At 66.0% G+C, this 19,907-nt stretch carries 18 protein-coding genes; 10 read left to right on the top strand and 8 right to left on the bottom strand.

Annotated elements, in window-relative coordinates; translation table 11 throughout:
- The 4 genes from IPU70_RS16560 to IPU70_RS16545 form a co-directional block, all read right to left on the bottom strand.
- Positions 1-876 carry an ABC transporter permease gene (locus IPU70_RS16560; RefSeq protein WP_207468738.1) on the bottom strand — a complete coding sequence of 292 codons (876 nt, stop codon included), beginning with the start codon at positions 874-876 and terminating at the stop codon, positions 1-3.
- A gap of 1 nt (position 877) precedes the next feature.
- Positions 878-1,819 carry an ABC transporter permease gene (locus IPU70_RS16555; protein WP_013391903.1) on the bottom strand — a complete coding sequence of 314 codons (942 nt, stop codon included), beginning with the start codon at positions 1,817-1,819 and terminating at the stop codon, positions 878-880.
- A 141-nt stretch (positions 1,820-1,960) separates the two neighbouring features.
- Positions 1,961-3,517: an ABC transporter substrate-binding protein gene (locus tag IPU70_RS16550; RefSeq protein ID WP_207468737.1), complete on the bottom strand. Its 1,557-nt coding sequence runs from the start codon at positions 3,515-3,517 to the stop codon at positions 1,961-1,963.
- A gap of 107 nt (positions 3,518-3,624) precedes the next feature.
- Positions 3,625-4,896: an amino acid deaminase gene (locus IPU70_RS16545; protein WP_207468735.1), complete on the bottom strand. Its 1,272-nt coding sequence runs from the start codon at positions 4,894-4,896 to the stop codon at positions 3,625-3,627.
- A 153-nt stretch (positions 4,897-5,049) separates the two neighbouring features.
- Between IPU70_RS16545 and IPU70_RS16540 the strand changes: the two genes are divergently transcribed.
- The 4 genes from IPU70_RS16540 (at position 5,050) to IPU70_RS16525 (ending at position 9,147) form a co-directional block, all read left to right on the top strand.
- On the top strand, positions 5,050-5,841 hold the full coding sequence (locus IPU70_RS16540) for a deaminated glutathione amidase (RefSeq protein WP_013391906.1): 792 nt from the start codon (positions 5,050-5,052) through the stop codon (positions 5,839-5,841).
- 81 nt (positions 5,842-5,922) lie between these two features.
- Complete coding sequence (locus tag IPU70_RS16535) at positions 5,923-7,263, top strand: replication-associated recombination protein A (RefSeq protein WP_207468734.1); 1,341 nt, start codon at positions 5,923-5,925, stop codon at positions 7,261-7,263.
- 42 nt (positions 7,264-7,305) lie between these two features.
- Positions 7,306-8,664, top strand: a complete 1,359-nt coding sequence (serS, locus tag IPU70_RS16530) for a serine--tRNA ligase (RefSeq protein WP_013391908.1) — start codon at positions 7,306-7,308, stop codon at positions 8,662-8,664.
- Positions 8,665-8,898: 234 nt separating this feature from the next.
- Complete coding sequence (locus IPU70_RS16525; RefSeq protein ID WP_207468732.1) at positions 8,899-9,147, top strand: hypothetical protein; 249 nt, start codon at positions 8,899-8,901, stop codon at positions 9,145-9,147.
- 255 nt (positions 9,148-9,402) lie between these two features.
- Here the strand turns inward: IPU70_RS16525 and IPU70_RS16520 are convergent, their stop codons facing one another.
- Together IPU70_RS16520 and IPU70_RS16515 are read right to left on the bottom strand one after the other, a co-directional pair.
- Positions 9,403-9,735 (bottom strand): virulence factor, encoded by a 333-nt coding sequence (locus IPU70_RS16520; protein ID WP_013391911.1) that lies wholly within the window; start codon positions 9,733-9,735, stop codon positions 9,403-9,405.
- A gap of 319 nt (positions 9,736-10,054) precedes the next feature.
- Positions 10,055-10,567, bottom strand: coding sequence for a hypothetical protein (locus IPU70_RS16515; RefSeq protein WP_207468730.1), 513 nt, complete (start codon positions 10,565-10,567; stop codon positions 10,055-10,057).
- Between the two features lie 191 nt (positions 10,568-10,758).
- On the opposite strand from IPU70_RS16515, the gene IPU70_RS16510 reads away from it, so the two are divergent.
- A complete protein-coding gene (locus IPU70_RS16510; RefSeq protein ID WP_207468765.1) occupies positions 10,759-10,956 on the top strand; it encodes a hypothetical protein in 198 nt (65 codons plus the stop codon).
- Between the two features lie 66 nt (positions 10,957-11,022).
- On the top strand, positions 11,023-12,219 hold the full coding sequence (locus IPU70_RS16505) for an amidohydrolase family protein (protein ID WP_207468728.1): 1,197 nt from the start codon (positions 11,023-11,025) through the stop codon (positions 12,217-12,219).
- Between the two features lie 10 nt (positions 12,220-12,229).
- Here the strand turns inward: IPU70_RS16505 and IPU70_RS16500 are convergent, their stop codons facing one another.
- Complete coding sequence (locus tag IPU70_RS16500; protein WP_207468726.1) at positions 12,230-13,108, bottom strand: LysR family transcriptional regulator; 879 nt, start codon at positions 13,106-13,108, stop codon at positions 12,230-12,232.
- Between the two features lie 158 nt (positions 13,109-13,266).
- Here IPU70_RS16500 and IPU70_RS16495 point away from each other — a divergent pair, with 158 nt between their 5' ends.
- From IPU70_RS16495 to IPU70_RS16485, 3 genes are all read left to right on the top strand, one after another.
- Complete coding sequence (locus IPU70_RS16495) at positions 13,267-14,394, top strand: mandelate racemase/muconate lactonizing enzyme family protein (RefSeq protein ID WP_207468725.1); 1,128 nt, start codon at positions 13,267-13,269, stop codon at positions 14,392-14,394.
- Between the two features lie 147 nt (positions 14,395-14,541).
- Positions 14,542-15,522 (top strand): tripartite tricarboxylate transporter substrate binding protein, encoded by a 981-nt coding sequence (locus IPU70_RS16490; RefSeq protein WP_013391917.1) that lies wholly within the window; start codon positions 14,542-14,544, stop codon positions 15,520-15,522.
- 98 nt (positions 15,523-15,620) lie between these two features.
- Positions 15,621-17,207, top strand: a complete 1,587-nt coding sequence (locus IPU70_RS16485; RefSeq protein WP_207468723.1) for an EAL domain-containing protein — start codon at positions 15,621-15,623, stop codon at positions 17,205-17,207.
- Between the two features lie 19 nt (positions 17,208-17,226).
- Here the strand turns inward: IPU70_RS16485 and IPU70_RS16480 are convergent, their stop codons facing one another.
- Positions 17,227-18,072, bottom strand: a complete 846-nt coding sequence (locus tag IPU70_RS16480) for an IclR family transcriptional regulator (RefSeq protein WP_207468722.1) — start codon at positions 18,070-18,072, stop codon at positions 17,227-17,229.
- A 171-nt stretch (positions 18,073-18,243) separates the two neighbouring features.
- Between IPU70_RS16480 and IPU70_RS16475 the strand changes: the two genes are divergently transcribed.
- The gene (locus tag IPU70_RS16475) at positions 18,244-19,896 is read left to right on the top strand and encodes an MFS transporter (RefSeq protein WP_207468721.1); all 1,653 of its coding nucleotides are present in this window, start codon (positions 18,244-18,246) and stop codon (positions 19,894-19,896) included.
- Positions 19,897-19,907 lie beyond the last annotated feature (11 nt).

Raw genomic sequence — 19,907 nt, 5'->3', positions numbered from 1 at the left:
TTACAGCTCCTTGCGCAGGCGCGGATCGAGGACGTCGCGCAGGCCGTCGCCGACCAGTTGCAGCGACAGCACGGACAACACGATGGCGATGCCGGGGAAAATCATGATCCAGTCGGCCGAACCCATGTACTGCTGGCCGGCGTTGATCATGGTGCCCCAGGTCGGGATGTCGGGCGACACGCCCACGCCCAGGAACGACAGGCCGGCTTCGGCCAGGATCGCGTAGGCGAAGATGAACGTGCCCTGCACCAGGATGGGCGACACCAGGTTGCGCAGCACGTGCACGGTGACGATGCGCCAGGTGGGCACGCCCAGCGCGCGGGCCGCTTCAACAAAGGGCAGTTCGCGGATCACCAGGGTCGAGGCGCGCACGATGCGGGCCAGGCGCGGCGTGTAGACGATGCCCAGCGCGATCACCACGTTGACCAGCGAGGGACCCAGCGCGGCCACCAGCGAGATCGCCAGCAGGATGTCGGGGAAGGCCATCATGGCGTCGATCAGGCGCGACACGAACTTGTCCGCGGTGCGGAAGAAGCCGGCGATTAGGCCCAATGCGATGCCCAGGATGCTGGACACGATGACGACGGAGAAGCCCACCATCAGCGACAGGCGTCCGCCGTAGATGACGCGGCTGAACACGTCGCGGCCGAAGTCGTCGGTGCCGAACCAGTGCGCGGCGCCCGGCGCCTTGAGCCGGTTCATGATGGACAGCTTGAACGGATCGTAGGGGCTGAGCCAGGGCGCCAGCAGCGCGGCGGCCACCAGCACGACGATCACGATCAGGCTGATCAGCACGGTCTTGCGCGACACCAGCAGGCGCAGGACCTGCCAGCGGTCGGCACCAGCGGCGGAGTTTGCGGAAGTTGCGATAGCCATATCAGTAGCGCACCCGGGGGTCGACCAGCAGATAGAGCAGATCGATGATGAGATTGATCAGGACATAGATGGCCGCGATGATCAGCAGCGCGCCCTGGATGACGGGGTAGTCGCGGCGCAGCACCGCCGACACCACCAGGCTGCCCACACCGGGCAGTCCGAACACGGTTTCGGTCACGACCGCGCCGCTGATCAGCAGCGCCGTGGTCAGGCCCAGCACCGTCAGGATGGGGATCAGCGCATTGCGCACGGCGTGCTTCAGGATCACCTTGCTTTCCGGCAGGCCCTTGGCGCGCGCGGTACGCACATAGTCGTCGCGCAGCACGTCCAGCATGCTGGCGCGGATAAAGCGCGTGATCAGCGCCGAGTTCACCAGGCCCAGCACCACGGCGGGCAGGATCAGGTGCGACAGCCGGGTCATGAGCGAGGCGTCCGGTCCGCCGTAGCCGGCCACTGGCAGCCATCCCAGCTTGACCGAGAACACCTGCATCAGCAGCAGCCCCAGCCAGAAGCTGGGCACGCTGGAGGTGAACATCGAGAACGACAGCACCGACTGGTCCAGCGTGGTGCCGCGCTTGACCGCGGACAGGATCCCCACGGGGAGCGCGATGGCGCTGGCGATCAAGAGCGACATGAGCGTCAGCAGGATGGTGGGCTCGGCGCGGTCGGCCAGCGCCGACAGCACCGGCTTGTTCATGAAGATGGATTGGCCCAGGTCGCCTTGGGCCAGCTTGCCCAGCCACGACAGGTATTGCACGACCATGGGCTGGTCCAGCCCCAGCTGGGTGCGCAGCGCGGCGATGTCCTGCTGGCTGGCCTGCGGACCCAGCATCACGGCGGCCGGATCGCCAGGCGTGACGCGGATGATCACGAACACGATGGTCGCGACGATGAACATCACGGCCACCAGTCCGACCAGCCGGTTTAAGAGATAACGCAACACGATGGATGTCCTAAAAAAGCGTCGTATCGTGGGGAGAGGGCGGCGCGCTCGTTGAGACGGCGCGCTCCGCGCGGCATGCGCTGATGCGTCGCGCGCGGCAGGAGGTCTTGTTTGCGCCCTTGCCCTGCCGCGCCACGCCGTTTACTTCGACTTCCAGGCGTTCCAGAAGTAGGGCCACGGCACGGCCTTGGTGCCTTGCAGCGACGGCGAGCGTGCCGCTTGGGCGTTGAAGTCGCCGACCTTGATGAAGGGCACTTCGTCGTACACGGCCTGCTGCACGTCAGCCCAGCGCTTGACGCGCTCTTCCTGGCTGCCGGCCTGGTTGAAGGCGTCCAGCGTCTGGTTGCGGCGCGGCGTGTCCCACCAGCCCGGCGCGTCCTTGGACGGGAAGTCGATCAGGGCCGGCTCGGGCAGGAAGGGGCTGTGGGTAATGAAGACGTCCCACAGCGCCGGATCCTGGCGGCGTTGCGTCAGCGTGGCCCAGTCCACCACCTGCATGTCGACGGTGAAGCCGGCGGCCTTCAGGTATTCGGCGGCCACCAGGGCCATCTTGTAGTGGAACTCGTACTGCTGGCTGGTCAGGATGCGGATCTTGCGGTCCTGCACGTTGGCGCCGTCCACCAGTTTCTTGGCGCCGGCGGCGTCGCCCTTGTTGTAGACCTTGCCGCCCAGCGAAGTGGCCCAGGGATAGCCCTCGGGATAGAGGTCGCCGTTGAGCTTGTAGAAGTTCTTGTCGCCGAACGCGGCGTACAGCATGTCTTCTTCGTTGAGCGCCAGCTGCACGGCCTGGCGGACCGCCAGGTTCGACATGATGCCCTGCTTGGTGTTGAGCACCAGGCGCGGCCAGCCGAAGGGCTTGAGCATGACGGGGTCGGAGCGGCCGTTCTTGAGCTTGGGCAGCGATTCCACCGGCAGCGAGTCGACATAGTCGAACTGGCCGGCCACCGCGCTTTCGACGCGGGTGTTGGCATTGCTGACCGGCACGAAGCGGATCTCGTCCAGGTACTGCTTGCGCGCGCCGCCAAAGCCGTCGGGCTCGCCTTCACGCTGCTTGTAGCCTTCGAAGCGGACCAGCTGGATGTACTGGTCGGGCACGCGCGCCTTCAACTGGTAGGGGCCGGTGCCGATGAATTCAGTCAGGGCCGGCGCGATCTTGCCCTTGGGCATGATGACGGCGGCGCTGTTGTTCATGGCCAGCAATGCCGTCAGCGGCGCATAGGGCTGCTTGAGCGTGATGCGGATGGTGTTGGCGTCCGGCGCTTCCATGCCGGTGATGATCTTGGCGGCCATCTTGCCGCGCGTGGCGGTCTCGGTCCAACGCTTGAGCGAGGCCAGCACGTCGGACGAATCCATCTTGGAGCCGTCATGGAAGGTGATGCCCTGGCGCAGCGGGATCGTATAGATCAGCCCGTCAGCGGAGACTTCCGGCAGCTTGTCGGCCAGCAGCGGGGTCAGGTTCCACTTGCCGTCGAAGGTGTACAGCGTTTCGAAGAAGTGCTGGGTCAGGATGCCCACCAGGTCGGCCGTGCTGGTCATCGGATCCAGCGTGGGCGGCTCGCCTATGGTGGCGACCGAGATCGTGCCTCCCTTGATCGGCGTGGCACAGAGGGCGGGGGACGACAATGCGGTCAAGCCAATTGCGCCGGCCAGCAGCAGGCTATTGAGCCCACCGCCTCGCCGGGAGGTACGGAAGTTCATGATTCTCTCTCCAGAGGGTCAAAAACGGGTTTTGCTTGTAGTTAGATGAGTGCGCCGGGGTCCCGCGATGCTTCCTGCCCCCGCTCCGGCGCGGCGGGCAGGGACGTTCAGAAGAAGGTTCCGGCCACGTCGGTGACGCGGTATTGCTCGTCCACCAGCAGTACCTGGCGCCACTTGTCGAAGGTCAGGCAGGGGTGGGAGATGTCGAAGGCGATCATGTCGCCGACCTGGATGTCGTCGCCTGCGCCGATCTGCATGAAGGCGTGCTGGTCCATCATCGCGCTCAGCTTCCAGTGCGCGGGGGCCTGGCCGGGCGCGGTGTCGCGGCCAGGGCGGAACAGCGCGGCGGGCGTGGGCAGGCCGGCGTCGAAGGCAGCGTCGCGCTTGCCCATGGCGACGATGGCGCGGCCCGGTTCGGGCAGCGACTGCACATAGGCCCAGACCTGCAAGGCCGGCTGCAGGCCGGGTTCCATTTTCTGGGCAACCGGGTTGTGGGCATTGATGCGTTCGGCGGCCGAGCGGTAGATGCCGACGTCGTGCGACAGGTAGCAGCCGGGGCGCAGCACGATTTCCAGCGGCGCGCCGATGTCCAGCTGCGAGAATTCCTCGGCCACCACGTCGAACCAGGCCGAACCGGCGCCGGAGATCAGGGCCGGGCCGTTCTTGCGCAGGCGGCCGGCGGTGGCCAGGCTGCGCAGGGAGTCGGTGGCGCGGCGCAGGAAGGCGCGGATCGCGTTTTCTTCCTGCAGCACGCCTTCGTAGACTTCAATACCGGCCAGGGCCAGGCCGGGCCATTTGCCTATCTCTTCGACCAGCGCCTGCAATTGGGCATCGTCGCGCACGCCGGTGCGGCCGCCCTGCGGGCCCAGTTCGATCAGCACCGGCAAGGTCAGCCCCTGTTCGCCGAAGTAGGCGCCTAGCTGGGCCGCGTTGGCGGGGGAGTCCACGATGCAGAAAAAGGTGAAGGCCGGGTCGCGCAGCAGGCGGGCGATGATGGCCATGTTGGCGCGGCCCACCAGCTGATTGGCCATCAGCACCCGGCGGATGCCGTGCTGGTAGGCGGCCTGGACCTGCGGCGCGGTGGCCAGCGTGATGCCCCAGGCGCCGCCCTCGATCTGGCGCTTGAACAGCGCCGGGCTCATGGTGGTCTTGCCATGCGGCGCCAGCTTGACCTTGTACGCTTCCATGAAGCGCTGCATCCATTGCAGGTTGTGGCGCACCCGGGCTTCGTACAGCACCGCCACGGGCAGGCTGACGTCCTCATTGAGCAGATTCCAGTTCAGCGCGGCCACGCCCGCGGTGGTACAGGATTCCGGAAAGGCGCCCAGGCCTTTGCCGTTCACGTCCAGGGGGGCTGCGGGGGAGGAGGAATTCGTCATGGGGCGCCTGCTATGGAAAATATTTACGTCAAACCTGGTTTTTTTCATTATCGTGAAAAGAATTTACAAGCGGGAGCTAGGAGTTTCCCGTAGTCGGCGTTGTCCGGCGGTTGGCGCGACAATAGGAAAAACCTCCGATACAAGGAAAGCGTCATGCTGAAAGTTGCTTTGGGCCAGTTCGCCGTCAGCCGCGTCTGGGAAGAAAACGCCCAGGTCTGCATCGACCTGATGGAACGCGCCCGCGCCGGCGGCGCCGGCCTGCTGGTCCTGCCTGAAGGCATCCTGGCTCGCGACATCACCGATCCGCAGATCGTCCTGAAGGCGGCCCAGCCGCTGGACGGCCCCTTCATGAGCCGTCTGCTGGAAGCCAGCCGCGGCTCGCAGCTGGCGACCATGATGTGCGTGCACGTGCCAACGGGGGAAGGGCGCGTCTGGAACACGCTGGTGACGCTGCGCGACGGCCAGATCCTGTCCCAGTACCGCAAGCTGCACCTGTACGACGCCTTCAACATGAAGGAATCCACCAACGTCACGCCCGGCATCGACATCCCGCCGTTGCTGGACATCGGCGGCCTGCGCGTCGGGCTGATGACCTGCTACGACGTGCGTTTCCCCGAACTGGCGCGGCGCCTGGCGCTGGATGGCGCGGACCTGCTGGTGCTGCCGTCCGCCTGGGTCCGCGGCCCGTTGAAGGAAATGCACTGGGAAGTGCTGGTCACGGCCCGGGCGCTGGAAAACACCTGTTATGTGGCGGCCACCGGCGAATGCGGCGAACGCAACATCGGCTGCAGCATGGTGGTGGACCCGCTGGGCGTGGTGACGGCGCGCGCGGGCGAGGCGCCGGCGCTGGTGTTCGCCGACATCGACCCCGAACGCCTGGCCCATGCCCGCAAGGTGCTGCCGGTGCTGGCGAACCGGCGCTTCGGGCTGCCGGGGCTGGCCTAGGGCCGTACTGGGGAGGCGCGGACCGTTGCCATGGTGTAATGCTGACTTGAATTACTTGCTGTCTCCCCTCATCTCCTGCCAATGAGCAACGATCTCTTCGCGGCCGATCCTGCGCATCGGCCCTATGTGCCCCTGGCCGAACGGCTGCGCCCGCGCACGCTGTCCGACGTGGTCGGGCAGTCGCACCTGCTGGGGCCGGACAAGCCGCTGCGCGTCGCGTTCGAGTCGGGCCGCCCGCACTCCATGATCTTCTGGGGGCCGCCGGGCGTGGGCAAGACCACGCTGGCGCGACTGATGGCCGACGGCTTCGACGCGCAGTTCATCGCCATTTCGGCGGTGCTGGGCGGGGTCAAGGACATCCGCGACGCGGTCACGGTGGCCCAGATCGCGCAAGGCCAGGGCCGCCGCACCATCCTGTTCGTCGACGAGGTGCACCGCTTCAACAAGGCGCAGCAGGATGCGTTCCTGCCCTATGTGGAAAGCGGGCTGTTCACCTTCATCGGGGCCACCACCGAAAATCCTTCGTTCGAGGTCAATTCGGCGTTGCTGTCGCGGGCCCGGGTGTACGTGCTGCAATCGCTCACCGCCGAGGAACTGCAGCAACTGGTCGACCGCGCCGTGCAGGCCCTGAACGACGGGCTGGAAGAGGGCGAGCGCATCCATGTCGATGCAGACGCGCGCGAACAGCTGGCGGCCTGGGCCGACGGCGACGCGCGCCGCCTGATCAGCGCGGTCGAAGTGGTGGCCGAATCGGCGCAAGCCGCCGGCCGCGACACGGTGGACGCGGCCTGGCTGGAGATTTCGCTGTCGCAGAACCTGCGCCGCTTCGACAAGGGCGGCGACGCGTTCTACGACCAGATCAGCGCGCTGCACAAGTCGGTGCGCGGCTCCAATCCCGACGCCGCGCTGTACTGGTTCTGCCGCATGATCGATGGCGGCGCCGATCCCAAATACCTGTCGCGCCGCCTGGTGCGCATGGCGGTGGAGGACATCGGCCTGGCGGATCCCCGCGCCACCGACCTGGCCGTGAACGGCGCCGACATTTATGAACGCCTGGGCTCGCCGGAAGGCGAGCTGGCGTTGGCGCAGGCGGTGGTCTACATGGCCTGCGCCGCCAAATCGAACGCCGTCTACAACGCCTACAACCAGGCGCGCAAGTTCGCGGCCGAGCACGGCAGCGCGCCGGTGCCGATCCACCTGCGCAACGCGCCCACCAAATTGATGAAGCAGCTGGGCCACGGCAAGGCCTACCGCTACGCGCACGACGAGCCGCATGGCTACGCCGCCGCCGAGCAATATTTCCCCGATGGACTCAATCCCTCCTTCTATCGGCCGACCGATCGCGGCCTGGAGGCTAAAATCCAGCAAAAGCTGGCATTCCTGCGCGAGCTGGACGCCCAGGAACGCGCCAAGAAACGGTAACGGGCCGCGCCCGTTGCTTCACGCAACCTCACCGATATCACCATGCTAGACCCGATACTGCTGCGCAAAGACCTGCAAACCGTCGTCGACCGCCTCAAAAGCCGTGGCGTGTCCTTCGACACGGAACGGTTCAATGAGCTGGAATCCCGCCGCAAGGCCGTCCAGACCGAAACCGAGTCCCTGCAAGCCCGCCGCAACGCGCTGGCCAAGCAGATCGGCCAGCTCAAGGCCAAGGGCGAGGACGCCAGCGCCGTCATGGCTGAATCCCAGGCCGTGCCCGTGCGCCTGAAGCAGCTCGAAGAAGAGTTGGCCGCCTTGCAGCAGCCGCTCAACGAATTGCTGATGTCGGTGCCCAATCTGCCGCACGCCAGCGTGCCGCTGGGCGAGTCCGCCGACGACAACGTCGAGGTGCGCCGCTGGCTGCCTGGCGCGGCCGGCGCCGATGGCAATCCGCCCGCCTTGGCGTTCGAGGCGCGCGACCACGTCGCCATCGGCGAACCCCTGGGCCTGGATTTCGACATGGCCGCCAAGCTGTCCGGCGCCCGCTTCTCGTTCATGCGCGGCCCCATTGCGCGCCTGCACCGCGCGCTGTCGCAGTTCATGCTGGACCTGCAGACCGGCACGCACGGCTATACCGAGTGCTATACGCCCTACATCGTCAATGCCTCGACGCTGTATGGCACGGGCCAGTTGCCGAAGTTCAAGGACGACATGTTCGCCGTGTCCAAGGGAGGCGGCGACGACGATCCCAAGGTCGACGACCAGGGCAAGCCTTATGTGCGTGAAGACCAGTACCTGATCTCCACCTCGGAAATCACCTTGACCAGCGTGGCGCGCGACACCATCCAGGCCGCCGCCGACCTGCCGCTCAAGCTCACCGCGCATACCCCGTGCTTCCGTTCCGAAGCAGGCAGCGGCGGCCGCGATACCCGTGGCATGATCCGCCAGCACCAGTTCGACAAGGTCGAAATGGTGCAGATCACGCAGCCCGATCAGTCCTACGAAGCGCTGGAGGACATGGTCGGCCACGCCGAGCGCGTGTTGCAGCTGCTGGGCCTGCCGTACCGCGTGGTGCTGCTGTGCACCGGCGACATGGGTTTCGGCTCGGCCAAGACCTATGACCTGGAAGTGTGGCTGCCGGCGCAGAACACCTGGCGCGAGATTTCCTCGGTGTCGAACTGCGAGACCTTCCAGGCCCGCCGCATGCAGGCGCGTTTCCGCAATGCCCAAGGTAAGCCGGAATATGTCCACACGCTCAATGGTTCGGGCCTGGCCGTGGGCCGCGCGCTGGTCGCGGTGCTGGAAAATCACCAGCAAGCCGACGGCAGCGTGCTGATTCCGCAGGCGCTGCAGCCTTATATGGGCGGCCTGACGGTATTGAATCCGGCGGCGCAAGCCTGACGCGACATAGCCTGTCCATCCGTCATTTGGCGGAGTAAAAGACGGAGCCTTTGGGGCTCCGTTTTTTTTTATTATCAATACATATTCCTGTCGCTTCAGGTCATTAACCTGGGGACGAGAGCGCTTGATTATGATGTGAGCAATTGTGTATTCCAATAAAAGGGCCGGATAGTTACGGCACAATACGCCCCGTGTGCTACACGCTTCATTCACTTAAATAACAAGGAGTTGCCCATGACTTCAAGAATGATTGGAGATTTTCGTGTGAGATGCTCCGTGGCTCAGGAAGACGAGCAGGGCTACCGTGTGCAGATATGGACCCGCCGCGTCGGCGGCACCGCGCCGGAAAAATGCTGGACCGTGCCAGGCCAGGCGCCGTTTTCGAGCCTGCACGAAGCCGAGCAGGAAAGCCTGCACCTGTTCCAGGGTATCAACGGCGTGCGTTTCAACGGTGAGCCGGAGTTTGCCCATGCGTCCGCATAATGGCTGGTGGCGGTCGTCGAGCGAGCCCCGCCGTTGGATCGATCTCGTTCAGGAAGCGCCGCGGTGGAGCGATGGCAAAGCCAGCAAAACCCCGCAGCAACCGGCCGTGCTGGCCGGAAAACCCGTGCCGGCCCCTGCGGCCTGAGGCACCTGCGAGCGGCACCGGACATGCCGCGCAGAAAAAAGGCCACTCTTGCGAGTGGCCTTTGTCTTTTCCGGAGTTATCAGGCTCGCGCCTGGCGGCCGTCCCGCGGCTTAATCGTCGCGGTCATGTCCGCGGCCGCGGCCGTGGTGATGATCGTGCCCGCGTCCGCGACCATAGTAATAACCGCGGTCATAGTAGCGGCCGCCGCCGCGGTAATAAACCGGCGCCGGGTAAACCACCGGCGGCGCGACATACACCGGCGCCGGGCGGTAATAGACAGGGGGCGGGGGCGCCACGTACACCGGCTGCGGTGCGACGTAGACCGGCGCGGGGTACACGACGCCCGGTATGCCGATCGAGATGCCGACGTCCACGCGAGCCAGAGCGACGCTGGAGATCAGCAGACCAGCGGCACCAGCACCAGCAATAAGCCATTTTTTCATGTTGCACCTGCCTGCCGCATGACGCAGCAAAGTTGAGTATTGGTTGATGCCATTTTCGGGCTTTTTGATCAGGCAGAAGTAAGCGGGCCGGCGTCAATCGCGACAATCCGCAACCGTCCCCGCAAAGAAGGCATGCGGCTTGCTGCCACGCAACAGCAATCGTCCGCTCGGGAGCCGCAGCAATTGAAATCGATTGAAATCGCCTGGAATCAGGTGAAGCCGGGCGGGCAGGTTACAGGCGGTCACCATCCGGCCCTGCTTCCACGTAACGGCGTTGCGCGGGCGCACCAGTTTTCCGGGCGGGCCGGCACAAGCCGCTCTAGGCGTCCTGCTCGCCGTCGGCGTGCTGGCGGCGGAATTCGACCACCCATACCCAGGGGTTGGCGGCCCATGCATGCGAGCCGTAGCGCTCGCACCAGGTCAATGCAAACGCGGTTTGCAGCGGGACGCCCGGCAGCAGCGCAGAGCTCTGATACAGGGCCTGCGTGCCTTCGGCGCGCGCGTCGGCCTCGGACAGGGTCTGCAGGCGCTGGACCCGCACCCCCACGATGACGGCGGTGGCGAAAGTATTGCCAGCTTCATCGGTCAATTCGACGCTGTCGCCGGATTTTCCATAAGGGCATCTGACCCAACTGGAGGTCTTGCGCAGTTCAGACGGATGATCCAGCGAGGGGCCCATGGCCACCCACCTGCCGGAATCCGCGGCATCGGCATACCAGACCGTGGTCAATTTGGTCGGTTGCGGCTTCAGGATGCGCCGGCTCTGTACTTTGTGGCCGTCCAAAACAGCTTGTTTAAGCGGCTCGCTGAATTGAAGAGACTGCCTTTTCATACGCTCGCGGTTCCTCTCACGATCAAAGCATATGCGCCCTCGCGGTGACTGCCGGGTCGACGCATGCCAACGGTGCGGGCGGTTTGGGCCTGGAATCGGGAAGTATGCCGCCTCGTGTCGATCATGTCAGGCATAGCCTGGATTTTTGTGTCTTTTTGAATACGGCGCGGGGATGTTTGTATACTCGAAACATGACTACGAACCTGCATGATCTCAAGCCGGGTTACTACTGGTACTCCATGGCGAACGACCCGCTGGCCATCATTCATATCCACGAGGATGGCGGCGCCACGCTGATGGGCACGGACTACCGCATCGGCGCCGAAGGCGTGGCCGACATGGTCCGCCAGGGCGAACGTTTTTTCTGGATTGAACCGCCTCAAGCCTGAGTTGACGGCGCGTGCCGCCTGGTCTGCGCAAGGCCGGCCGCCACGCGCGGCGCCTGGAAGCCTGCCATGACTGATTTGTTGTTGAAAAATGTCCGCGCGCCGCAAGGCGCCGCGGTGGACGTGCTGGTGCGCGGCGGACGCATCCAGAGTATCGGGCCCGGCCTCGCCGCCGAGCCGGGCGTGCCTGTCGAGGACGGCGCGGGCGCCTTGCTGCTGCCCGGTCTGGTCGAAGGCCATACGCACCTGGACAAGACCACCTGGGACTCGCCCTGGTACGTGAACGAGGTGGGGCCGGCGCTGACTGACCGCATCGAGAACGAGCGCGCCTGGCGCGCCCGCAGCGGCCATGACGCGGCCAGCCATTCGCGCGCCCTGGCGCTGGCCTTCCTGCGCGAAGGCACGACCCGCATCCGCACTCACGTGGACATCGATACCGACGCCGGGCTGCGCCACCTGGAAGGCGTGCACGCCACGCGCCAGGAACTGGCCGGACGCGTCGAGATCCAGACCGTGGCTTTTCCCCAGTCGGGCCTCCTGATCCGACCCGGCACGGCCGAGCTGCTCGACCAGGCCCTGGCGCAGGGCGCGGACGTGCTGGGCGGACTGGATCCGTCGGCCATAGACCGCGATCCGGCGAGATCGCTCGACGTGTTGTTCGGCATCGCCTGCAAGCACGGCAAGCCCATCGATATCCATCTGCACGAGCCAGGCGAACTGGGCGCGTTCACGCTGGACCTGATCCTGGACCGGGTCCAGGCGCTGGGCATGCAGGGCAAGGTCGTCATCAGCCATGCCTTCTGTCTGGGCGGCGTGGACGCGAAGCGGCTGGACGGCCTGCTGCGGCGGCTGGCCGCGTTGGAGGTGGCCTTGTTGACGACGGCGCCGCCGTCGCGTCCCGTACCCGCCGTGCGCGCCTGCCGAGAGGCGGGGGTGACGATTTTCGGCGGCAACGACGGCATCCGCGACACCTGGACCCCTTACGGCAGCCCCGACATGCTGGCGCGCGCCATGCTGATCGGCCTGCGCAACGATCTGCGGCGCGACGACGAGGTTGAATGGGCGTTCGACTGCGTGGCCGCGGCCGCGGCCCGCGCCTGTGGTTTCGCGGACTATGGCCTGGCGCCGGGCGCACGCGCCGACCTGGTGCTGGTCGGCGCCAGCTGCATCGCGCAGGCCGTGGCGACGCGGGCGCCGCGCCGCTTGGTGGTGTCCGGCGGTGTGGTGGTGGCCCGCGATGGCCGCGATGCGGACCCGCAGGGCTGATCTTTCCTGCTTAGTCCTGGCCGAGCTGAGCCTCGGCCATTTCCACGAACGCCTGCATCAGCGCCGAGCGCACGCCAGAGCGTAGCCATATCGCGCCCACGGTGCGCACCGGGCAGGGCGGCGGCAGCGGCCAGCGCCTGACGCGGGCTGACGGTTCGCCCGAGCTGGCCCAGTCGGGCAGCAGCGCAACGCCCAATCCTTCCGACACCAGCTTGGCGATGGAGTCGATGCCATCGAGCTCGAAGCGCACATGCGGCCGCAAGCTGCGCGTGCGCAGGTAGTCGTCGGCCATTTTGCCGCCGACTACGCTGCGGTCATAGCAGATGTAGGGTTCGCGGGCGATGACTGCCAGCGGATCGCGCACCTCCATGCCGGCCGGCGTGACCAGCACCAGGGGTTCCTGCCGCAGGTCGCGCCAGGCGCAGGTCTTGGGGATGGCGAACAGCGGATGCACCAGCAGCGCGCCGTCCAGTTCACCCGACAGCACCTTGCCGTAGAGCAGGGTGGTGGGCGCGGGTTCTATGTAGATTTCGATGTGGGGATGGCGCGCGGTCCAGGTGCGCAGCACGGGCGGCATGATGCCGGTCAGCGCGGTGGGGGTGGCGCCCAGGCGCAGCGGGCCGGCCGGCAATTCGGTATCGGACGCGGCGGAACGCAGGTCGCGCACGTCGCGCAGGATGGCGCGGGCGCGCTCCAGAATCCGCAGGCCCGCCTGGGTGGGTTTCACGGTGCGCCCGGAGCGCGCGATCAAGGCGCTGCCCATGTCCGCTTCCAACGCGCGCAGGCGTTGCTGCACCGTGGCGGGCGTCAGCCCCTGGTGGCGCGCGGCCTGGGCGATGGAGCCCAGCTCCACCACGTGCACATAGGTTTGCAGAAAGCGCGAATCCACCGGCGTGGCCCTCCTTAAAAGACGTTTTTTCCATATTCTAAAGATGGATGAAGATAATTGTTGTTTTCTTTGGCTGCGGCAAGAATACAGACAGAGCGTTGAGGCCGCGCACGCCGCGCCGGCCCCGCCCGACCATCCCGCTTACCAAGGAGCCAGTTGTGCCCATCATTGAATCCATAGACGTGTGCGCCGCCGCGGTGCCCCTGGACAAGGTCACCTCGTTTTCGAACCGCAGCGTGTCGACGCGCCACTACGGCCTGGTGAAGGTCCGCTCCTCCGACGGGGTGGAAGGCATCGGCTTCTGCTACGTGGGTAGCGCCGGCGGCGCCATTTTCGAGGCCGCGGTGCGGGATCTGCTGGGGCCCGTGCTGTTGGGCAAGGATTCCCATGCCGTCGAGGGCCTGTGGCAGGCCATGTACCAGGAAGCCCTGCTGCAAGGCCGGCAAGGCACCGTGATGCGGGCGCTGAGCGCCCTGGACATCGCGCTGTGGGACCTGAACGCCAAGGCCGTCGGCCTGCCGCTGCACAAGTACCTGGGCGCGGTCGAACTGGAAACCGTGCCGGCCTACGCCAGCGGCGGCTACTACCTGGACGGCAAGACGCCGCAGCACCTGGGCGAGGAAATGGCGAGCTACGTGGCCAAGGGCTTCCGCGCCGTGAAGATGAAGACCGGCCGCCTGTCCCCGGCCGAGGAAGAGGCGCGCCTGAAGGCGGCGCGCGAGGCCATCGGACCCGACGTCGAACTGATGATGGACTGCAATAACGCCTGGCAGGACGTGACCCAGGCCATGCAATACATCCGCCGCTTCGAACAGTACGATCCGTACTTCATTGAAGAACCCTTCGGCCCCGACGACATCGACAGCCATGCCAAGCTGGCGCGCCTGACGCGCCTGCCCATCGCCACCGCCGAGATCGGCTATGGCCGCTGGTATCACAAGGAGTTGCTGGACAAGGGCGCGGCCGGCATCCTGCAGACCGACGCAGCCGTCTGCGGCGGCATCACCGAATGGAAGCGCATCGCCGCTACCGCCGCCAGCTACGGCGTGGTTGTCTGCCCGCACTGGTTCCATGACGTGCACGCGCCGCTGGTCGCCGCGACGCCGAATGCGCGCTATGTCGAATTCTTCTGGGACGACCAGGTGCTGAACTTCCGCAGGCTGGTGGATCGCCAACTGACGCACAAGCAGGGGCGTGTGGTGCTGCACCAGGAGCCCGGCCTGGGCTTCGGCTTCGACGAGCGCATGGTCGAACGCTACGGCAAGTGGAGCCGCGTCGGTAAGTAATGAATGGCGGAACCGCGGCCGGCCGGCCGCGACGAGCCGCGCAGGAGCGCCGCAGCCAGGTCGCGCAAGACGGCCGGAGGCGGTGAATGCTGGCAGTGTTTCGATAACCAGTCGCCGGCCATCGGACCGGCGCGCGAGGAGGCAGCAATGCAACGTAGGCAATTCATGACCGGCGCCGCGGCGCTGGGAGCCGCGCTGGTCCTGCCGGCGGCGGCGCGGGCGCAAGACCTGCCGCAGGGGCCGGTAAAGATCGTGGTGGGCTTTCCGGCTGGCGGCGGCACCGACGTTCTGGCGCGCCTGCTGGGGCAGAAGCTGGGCGTGATGTGGAATATTCCCGTCATCGTCGAAAACCGCGCCGGCGCGGCTGGCATCATCGCCGCCGAGCAGGTGGCGCGCCAGCCCAACGACGGCAACACGCTGTTGATGGCGCACGTCAACAGCCACGGCATCGCGCCGGGCCTGCAGCCCAAGCTGGCCTATTCGGTGGAGCGCGACTTCACGCCCATCGCGCTGGTCGGCAAGACCCCCACCATCCTGATGGGCGGCGCCGCGCAGCCCGCCAAGACGCTGCCCGAACTGGTTGCGCTGTGCAAGGCGCAGCCGGGCAAGATCGTGTTCGGTTCGGCCGGCAGCGGTTCGGCGCAGCACCTGGCGCTGGAAATCTTCAAGGCCCGCGCCGGCATCGATGTGCTGCACGTGCCTTACAAGGGCTCGGCGCCCTTGATGAACGACCTGCTGGGCGGCCACGTGCAGTATTGCTTCGAAGGCATGACCACCGCCACGCCGCTGGTGCAATCCGGCAAGGTGATCGCGCTGGCGCAGACCCTGTTGCAGCGCTCCAAGAGCCACCCCAATGTGCCGACCGTGGCCGAGCAAGGTTATCCCGGCTTCGAGGCCAGCATCTGGTTCGGCATGGTCGGTCCGGGCAAGATGCCCGCCGCCATGGTCCAGCGCATGAACCAGGACATCGACCGCGTCCTGGCGATGGCCGACGTGCAGGAAAAGCTGGCGCAGGTGGGCGCGGAGGACGGCGGCGGCAGCGTCCAGCGCTTTGCCGATTTCATGAAGCAGGAGCAGCAGAAGTACGCCCAGACCATCCGCGACGCGAAGATCGTCGCTGAAGGCTGAAACGCCGTCGGAGGGCGGAAATTGAAGGAGACACTAGTCCCCCAAAAAGTGTAAAAAGATATAACCTCGCCAGCCGGCGATCCCTGGGGACGGCCTCGATGCCGCGCAAGTTAGTAATCGGCATCGCCATCGCTCTCGCCGCCGCTGCGGCGCTGCTGCCCATCGGCTTCGCGCTGCACATGTCCTGGTCCCGCGCCATCGCGGGCGAGCAGCGCTACCTGGATGACCAAGCCCAGCGCATCTTGACGGAAACCCAGGAGCTGCTGGACCAGACCGTGGCCACGTTGCGCGACTTGGACGGTCTGGCGTTCGATCCCTGTTCGCCGCAGCACATCCGCCACATGCGCGCCCTGGCCCTGCGGGACCGGGCCGTGGACGACCTGGCCTATGTTGCCGGCGGAGTCGTCCAATGCACCACCTGGGGGGTGCCCAGCTACGAGGAGCCGCTGGTTCCAGCCCAGGTCGAACTGGCCAACGGCGGTCGTCTGTTACTGGACGCGGTTCCCGTCCTGAGCCCCGGCATCAGGATGGTCGCCGTGCGCCAGGGTGAATACAGCGCCTTGTTCGAACCGGGCCGGTTCACCGAAAAGGCGGCTACGGACGGCGCCCAGCTCGCCGTGGTCCTGCCGGGCGTGGGCATGCTTGGCACTCGCAATGATCCCGATCTCGTGCTGGTGTCGCAGGCGCTCAACGGCGGCAAGCTGGATATCGATGAGGCCTATCTCAGTGCCGTTGCCCGCAATGCGGACCTGGCCGTCGTCCTGCTCGAACCGCAAACCGAAGCGTTGGACATGTTGCCGCGCGAGCGCCTGTTCTGGCTGCCCATCGGCGCGCTGGTCGCCGCTGTCATGATCGCGCTGGTGGTCTGGCTGTCGCGCCGGCGCCTGTCCATCGCGGGCGAACTCGCCGCCGCCATCAGGCGGCGGGAGTTCGTCGTGCACTACCAGCCCATCATCGATCTGCGCACCGGCCGCTGCATCGGCGCGGAGGCGCTGGTCCGATGGACAAGGCGCTGCGGCAAGTCGTTGCGGCCAGACCTGTTCATCTCCATCGCCGAAGACAACGGATTGATGACCCACATCACCGAAGAGGTGTTCCGCCTGGTGATCCGGGACATGGAAGACCTGCTCGGCGAGGACCGCGGGGCGCACATCTCCGTCAACCTGAGCGCCAGCGACCTCAAGGACGGCCGGGCGCTGCGGGTGCTGCAGCGCATGCTCGAAGGGACGGCCATCGACCCCCGGCAGATCTGGCTGGAAGCCACCGAGCGCGGTTTCATGGATGTGGACAAGGCCTGCAGCGTCATCGAGCAGGCCCGCGCGCAAGGCCACGCCGTGGCCATCGACGACTTCGGCACGGGCTACTCCAGCCTGTCCTATCTCCAACGGCTGCCGTTGGACTCCCTGAAGATCGACAAGTCCTTCGTCGACACCATCGGCACCGATTCCGCCACCCACAAGGTGACCGACCACATCATCGACATGGCGAAGTCGCTGAACTTGCTGACCGTGGCCGAAGGCATCGAGCGCCAGGAGCAGGAAGACCACCTGAAAGCGCGCGAGGTGGATTTCGGCCAGGGCTGGCTGTACGGCAAGCCCATGCCGGCACCGGAGTTCATCGCCTACTACAAGAAAAACGTGGCCAGCACGCCGCCGCCCAGCCGGATGCCCGACGCGCGGGCGTGAGGGGAGGCTGCCGCAGCGCTCAGCGCGCCTGCGGCTCCACCCAGCCCGCCGTGGCCGAGATCGAACGGGCCTTTTCACTGAGCAGCCGCGCCGTATCGGATTGCAGATCATCGTCGATGGCGCCCACGGGGCCCATCAGCGTGATGGCCGCCTTCATTTCGCCCAGCATGTCGAAGATGGGCGCCGACAGCGACGTGAAGTGCGGCAGCAGCGCATCGCGGCAGCGGCTGAGGTGGTGCTGGAGCACTTCCTCGCGGATGGCCTGCACGTCTTTCTGGGTGTAGGACCTGCCGGCCGCGCCATATCCGTCTGATCCTGCGGAGGCCATTTCCTGTTCCAGCAGTTCCCGCGTGCTGGCTTCCGGCAAGTGGGCCAGGAAGTTGCGGCCCAGCGCGGACGACAGCAGCGGCAGCACGCTGCCCACCCGCAATTCCAGCAGGGGGCGGCTGCGGGCGCCTTCGACGCGGTAGACGATGGTCGGGCCCTTGTTGCCCCACACGCCCAGGAACACGGTGTGGCCGGTGATCGCAGCCACTTCGGCCATGATGGGCCGGGCGGTGGTGAAGACGTCGAACTGCTCCAGGGCCGCCAGGCCCAGTCGCAAGGCATACGGTCCCAGGCCGTAGTGGCCGGTATCCGCGTGCTGCTGCACCACACCCACCTTCTGGAAGCTGACCAGGTAGTAGTGGACGTTGGGCACCGTCAATTCACAGGCGTCGGCGATTTCCTTCAGGGGCAGCGGGCGGCCGGCCTTGCGGATGACGTCCAGGATCCGGAACCCCACTTCGATCGACTGGATGCCCCTGCGCGCGACGGCGGGCGCCTGTTCCGCGTTCTTTTCTACCTTGCCGGCGGGCCTTGCCATTGCTGCCTCCACTGATTTTCTGGCGGGAGTGTAGCAGCGGGGCGCGCCGCATCTGCCCGGGCCTAACGGCCGCCGCGCCGGGTTTTCCCTAGTTTTTCATGTGCTGGTTTAAGTTTGATAATAGTTAATGACTACAGCATTATCAATCTAAAACGATTGGGGAAAGCAGGCATGGAAGCGAATGTGGCAATGCAGCGGATCGACGCGGGTCCGACGCTCAGCAGGAAGGAGGAGCGCCAGGTCGTGGTGGCCTCGACCCTGGGCACCTTGTTCGAGTGGTACGACTTTTTCATCTACGGGACCCTGGCCGTCTTCATGAGCCAGGTGCTGTTCCCGCAGGACAACCCCACGGTGGCGCTGCTGGCCGCGCTGGGCGCGCTGGCGGTGGGCTTCATCATCCGGCCGCTGGGCGCGGTGATGTTCGGCTACCTGGGCGACAAGCTGGGCCGCAAGTACACCTTCCTGATCACCGTGGTCATGATGGGCGGCGCGACCGTGCTGATCGGCTGCCTGCCCACCTATGAATCGGCCGGCCACCTGTCGTGGATCCTGCTGCTGACCCTGCGCGTGGTGCAGGGCCTGGCGGTGGGCGGCGAGTACGGCGGCGCGGTCATCTATGTGGCCGAGCACTGCGAGCCCAAGCGCCGCGGACTGCTGACGGGCTGGATCCAGATCACCTCGTCGGCGGGCCTGATCCTGTCCCTGATCGTGATCCTGTGCACCCAGGCAGCCATGAGCGCGGAGGATTTCCGGCAATGGGGCTGGCGCCTGCCGTTCATCCTGTCGATCGTGATGCTGGCGATTTCGATCTACGTGCGCGCCAAGCTGCACGAGTCGCCCGTGTTCACGCGCATGAAGCAGCAGAACCGCCTGTCCAAGAATCCGGTCAAGGAAACCTTCGGCCAATGGTCCAGCCTTAGGCTGGTGCTGCTGGCGCTGATCGGCGTGACCGCCGGGCAGGGCGCAACCTATTTCACCGGCCAGTTCTACGTCATGATCTTCCTGCAGCAGGCCGTGCAGCTGGATCAGACCAGCGTCTACACGCTGATCCTGATCGGCTTCATCATCGGCGCGCCGACCTTCGTGTTGTTCGGCTGGCTGTCGGACCGCATCGGCCGCAAGTGGATCATGATGGTCGGCCTGTTCGTTGCCGCCATCGGCTACCACTCCATGTTCGAGGTGCTGCTCAAGGCGGGCAATCCGGCGCTGGCCCAGGCCATGCAGAGCACGCCGGTGCGCGTGCATGCCGACACCAGCGGCGGCGCCTGCGACTTCGGCCTGCAGGCGGCAATGATAGGCAGCCATGCCGACCACAAGAAGGTCTGCGTGCAGGCCAAGAAATTCCTGGTCGGCAAGGGCATCAACTTCGAATACGCCGCGCCGCTGCCCGGCCAGAGCATCGCCATGAGCGTGGGCGGCACGACCGTCAACGGCTTTGACCGCGCCGCATACACCAGCGCGCTGACGGCCGCCGGCTATCCGGAGCGCGCCGATCCCGCGCGCGTCGACCGCACGACCATCATCCTGATCCTGGTGCTGATGACCGCCGTCGTCGCCATGGTCTACGGCCCGGTGGCGTCCTATCTGGTCGAACTGTTCCCGGCCCGCATCCGCTATACGGCGCTATCCTTCCCGTACCACATCGGCGCCGGCATCTTTGGCGGTATCGTGCCCTTTACCGCCACTTACCTGGCCCAGGCCAGCGGCAATATCTTTGGCGGCCTGATGTATCCGGTCGTCGTGACCGCGGTGGTTGGCGTCATCGGCAGCCTGTTCTTGCCGAATACCCGCGCCCGCGCCATCGACGAAGACGACGCGCACTGAGAAAAAAGGAG

Source organism: Achromobacter sp. SD115 (assembly GCF_017355315.1).
In the GTDB taxonomy this organism is placed as follows: domain Bacteria; phylum Pseudomonadota; class Gammaproteobacteria; order Burkholderiales; family Burkholderiaceae_B; genus Achromobacter; species Achromobacter xylosoxidans_B.
This window is presented reverse-complemented; position numbering and strand designations above follow the sequence as displayed.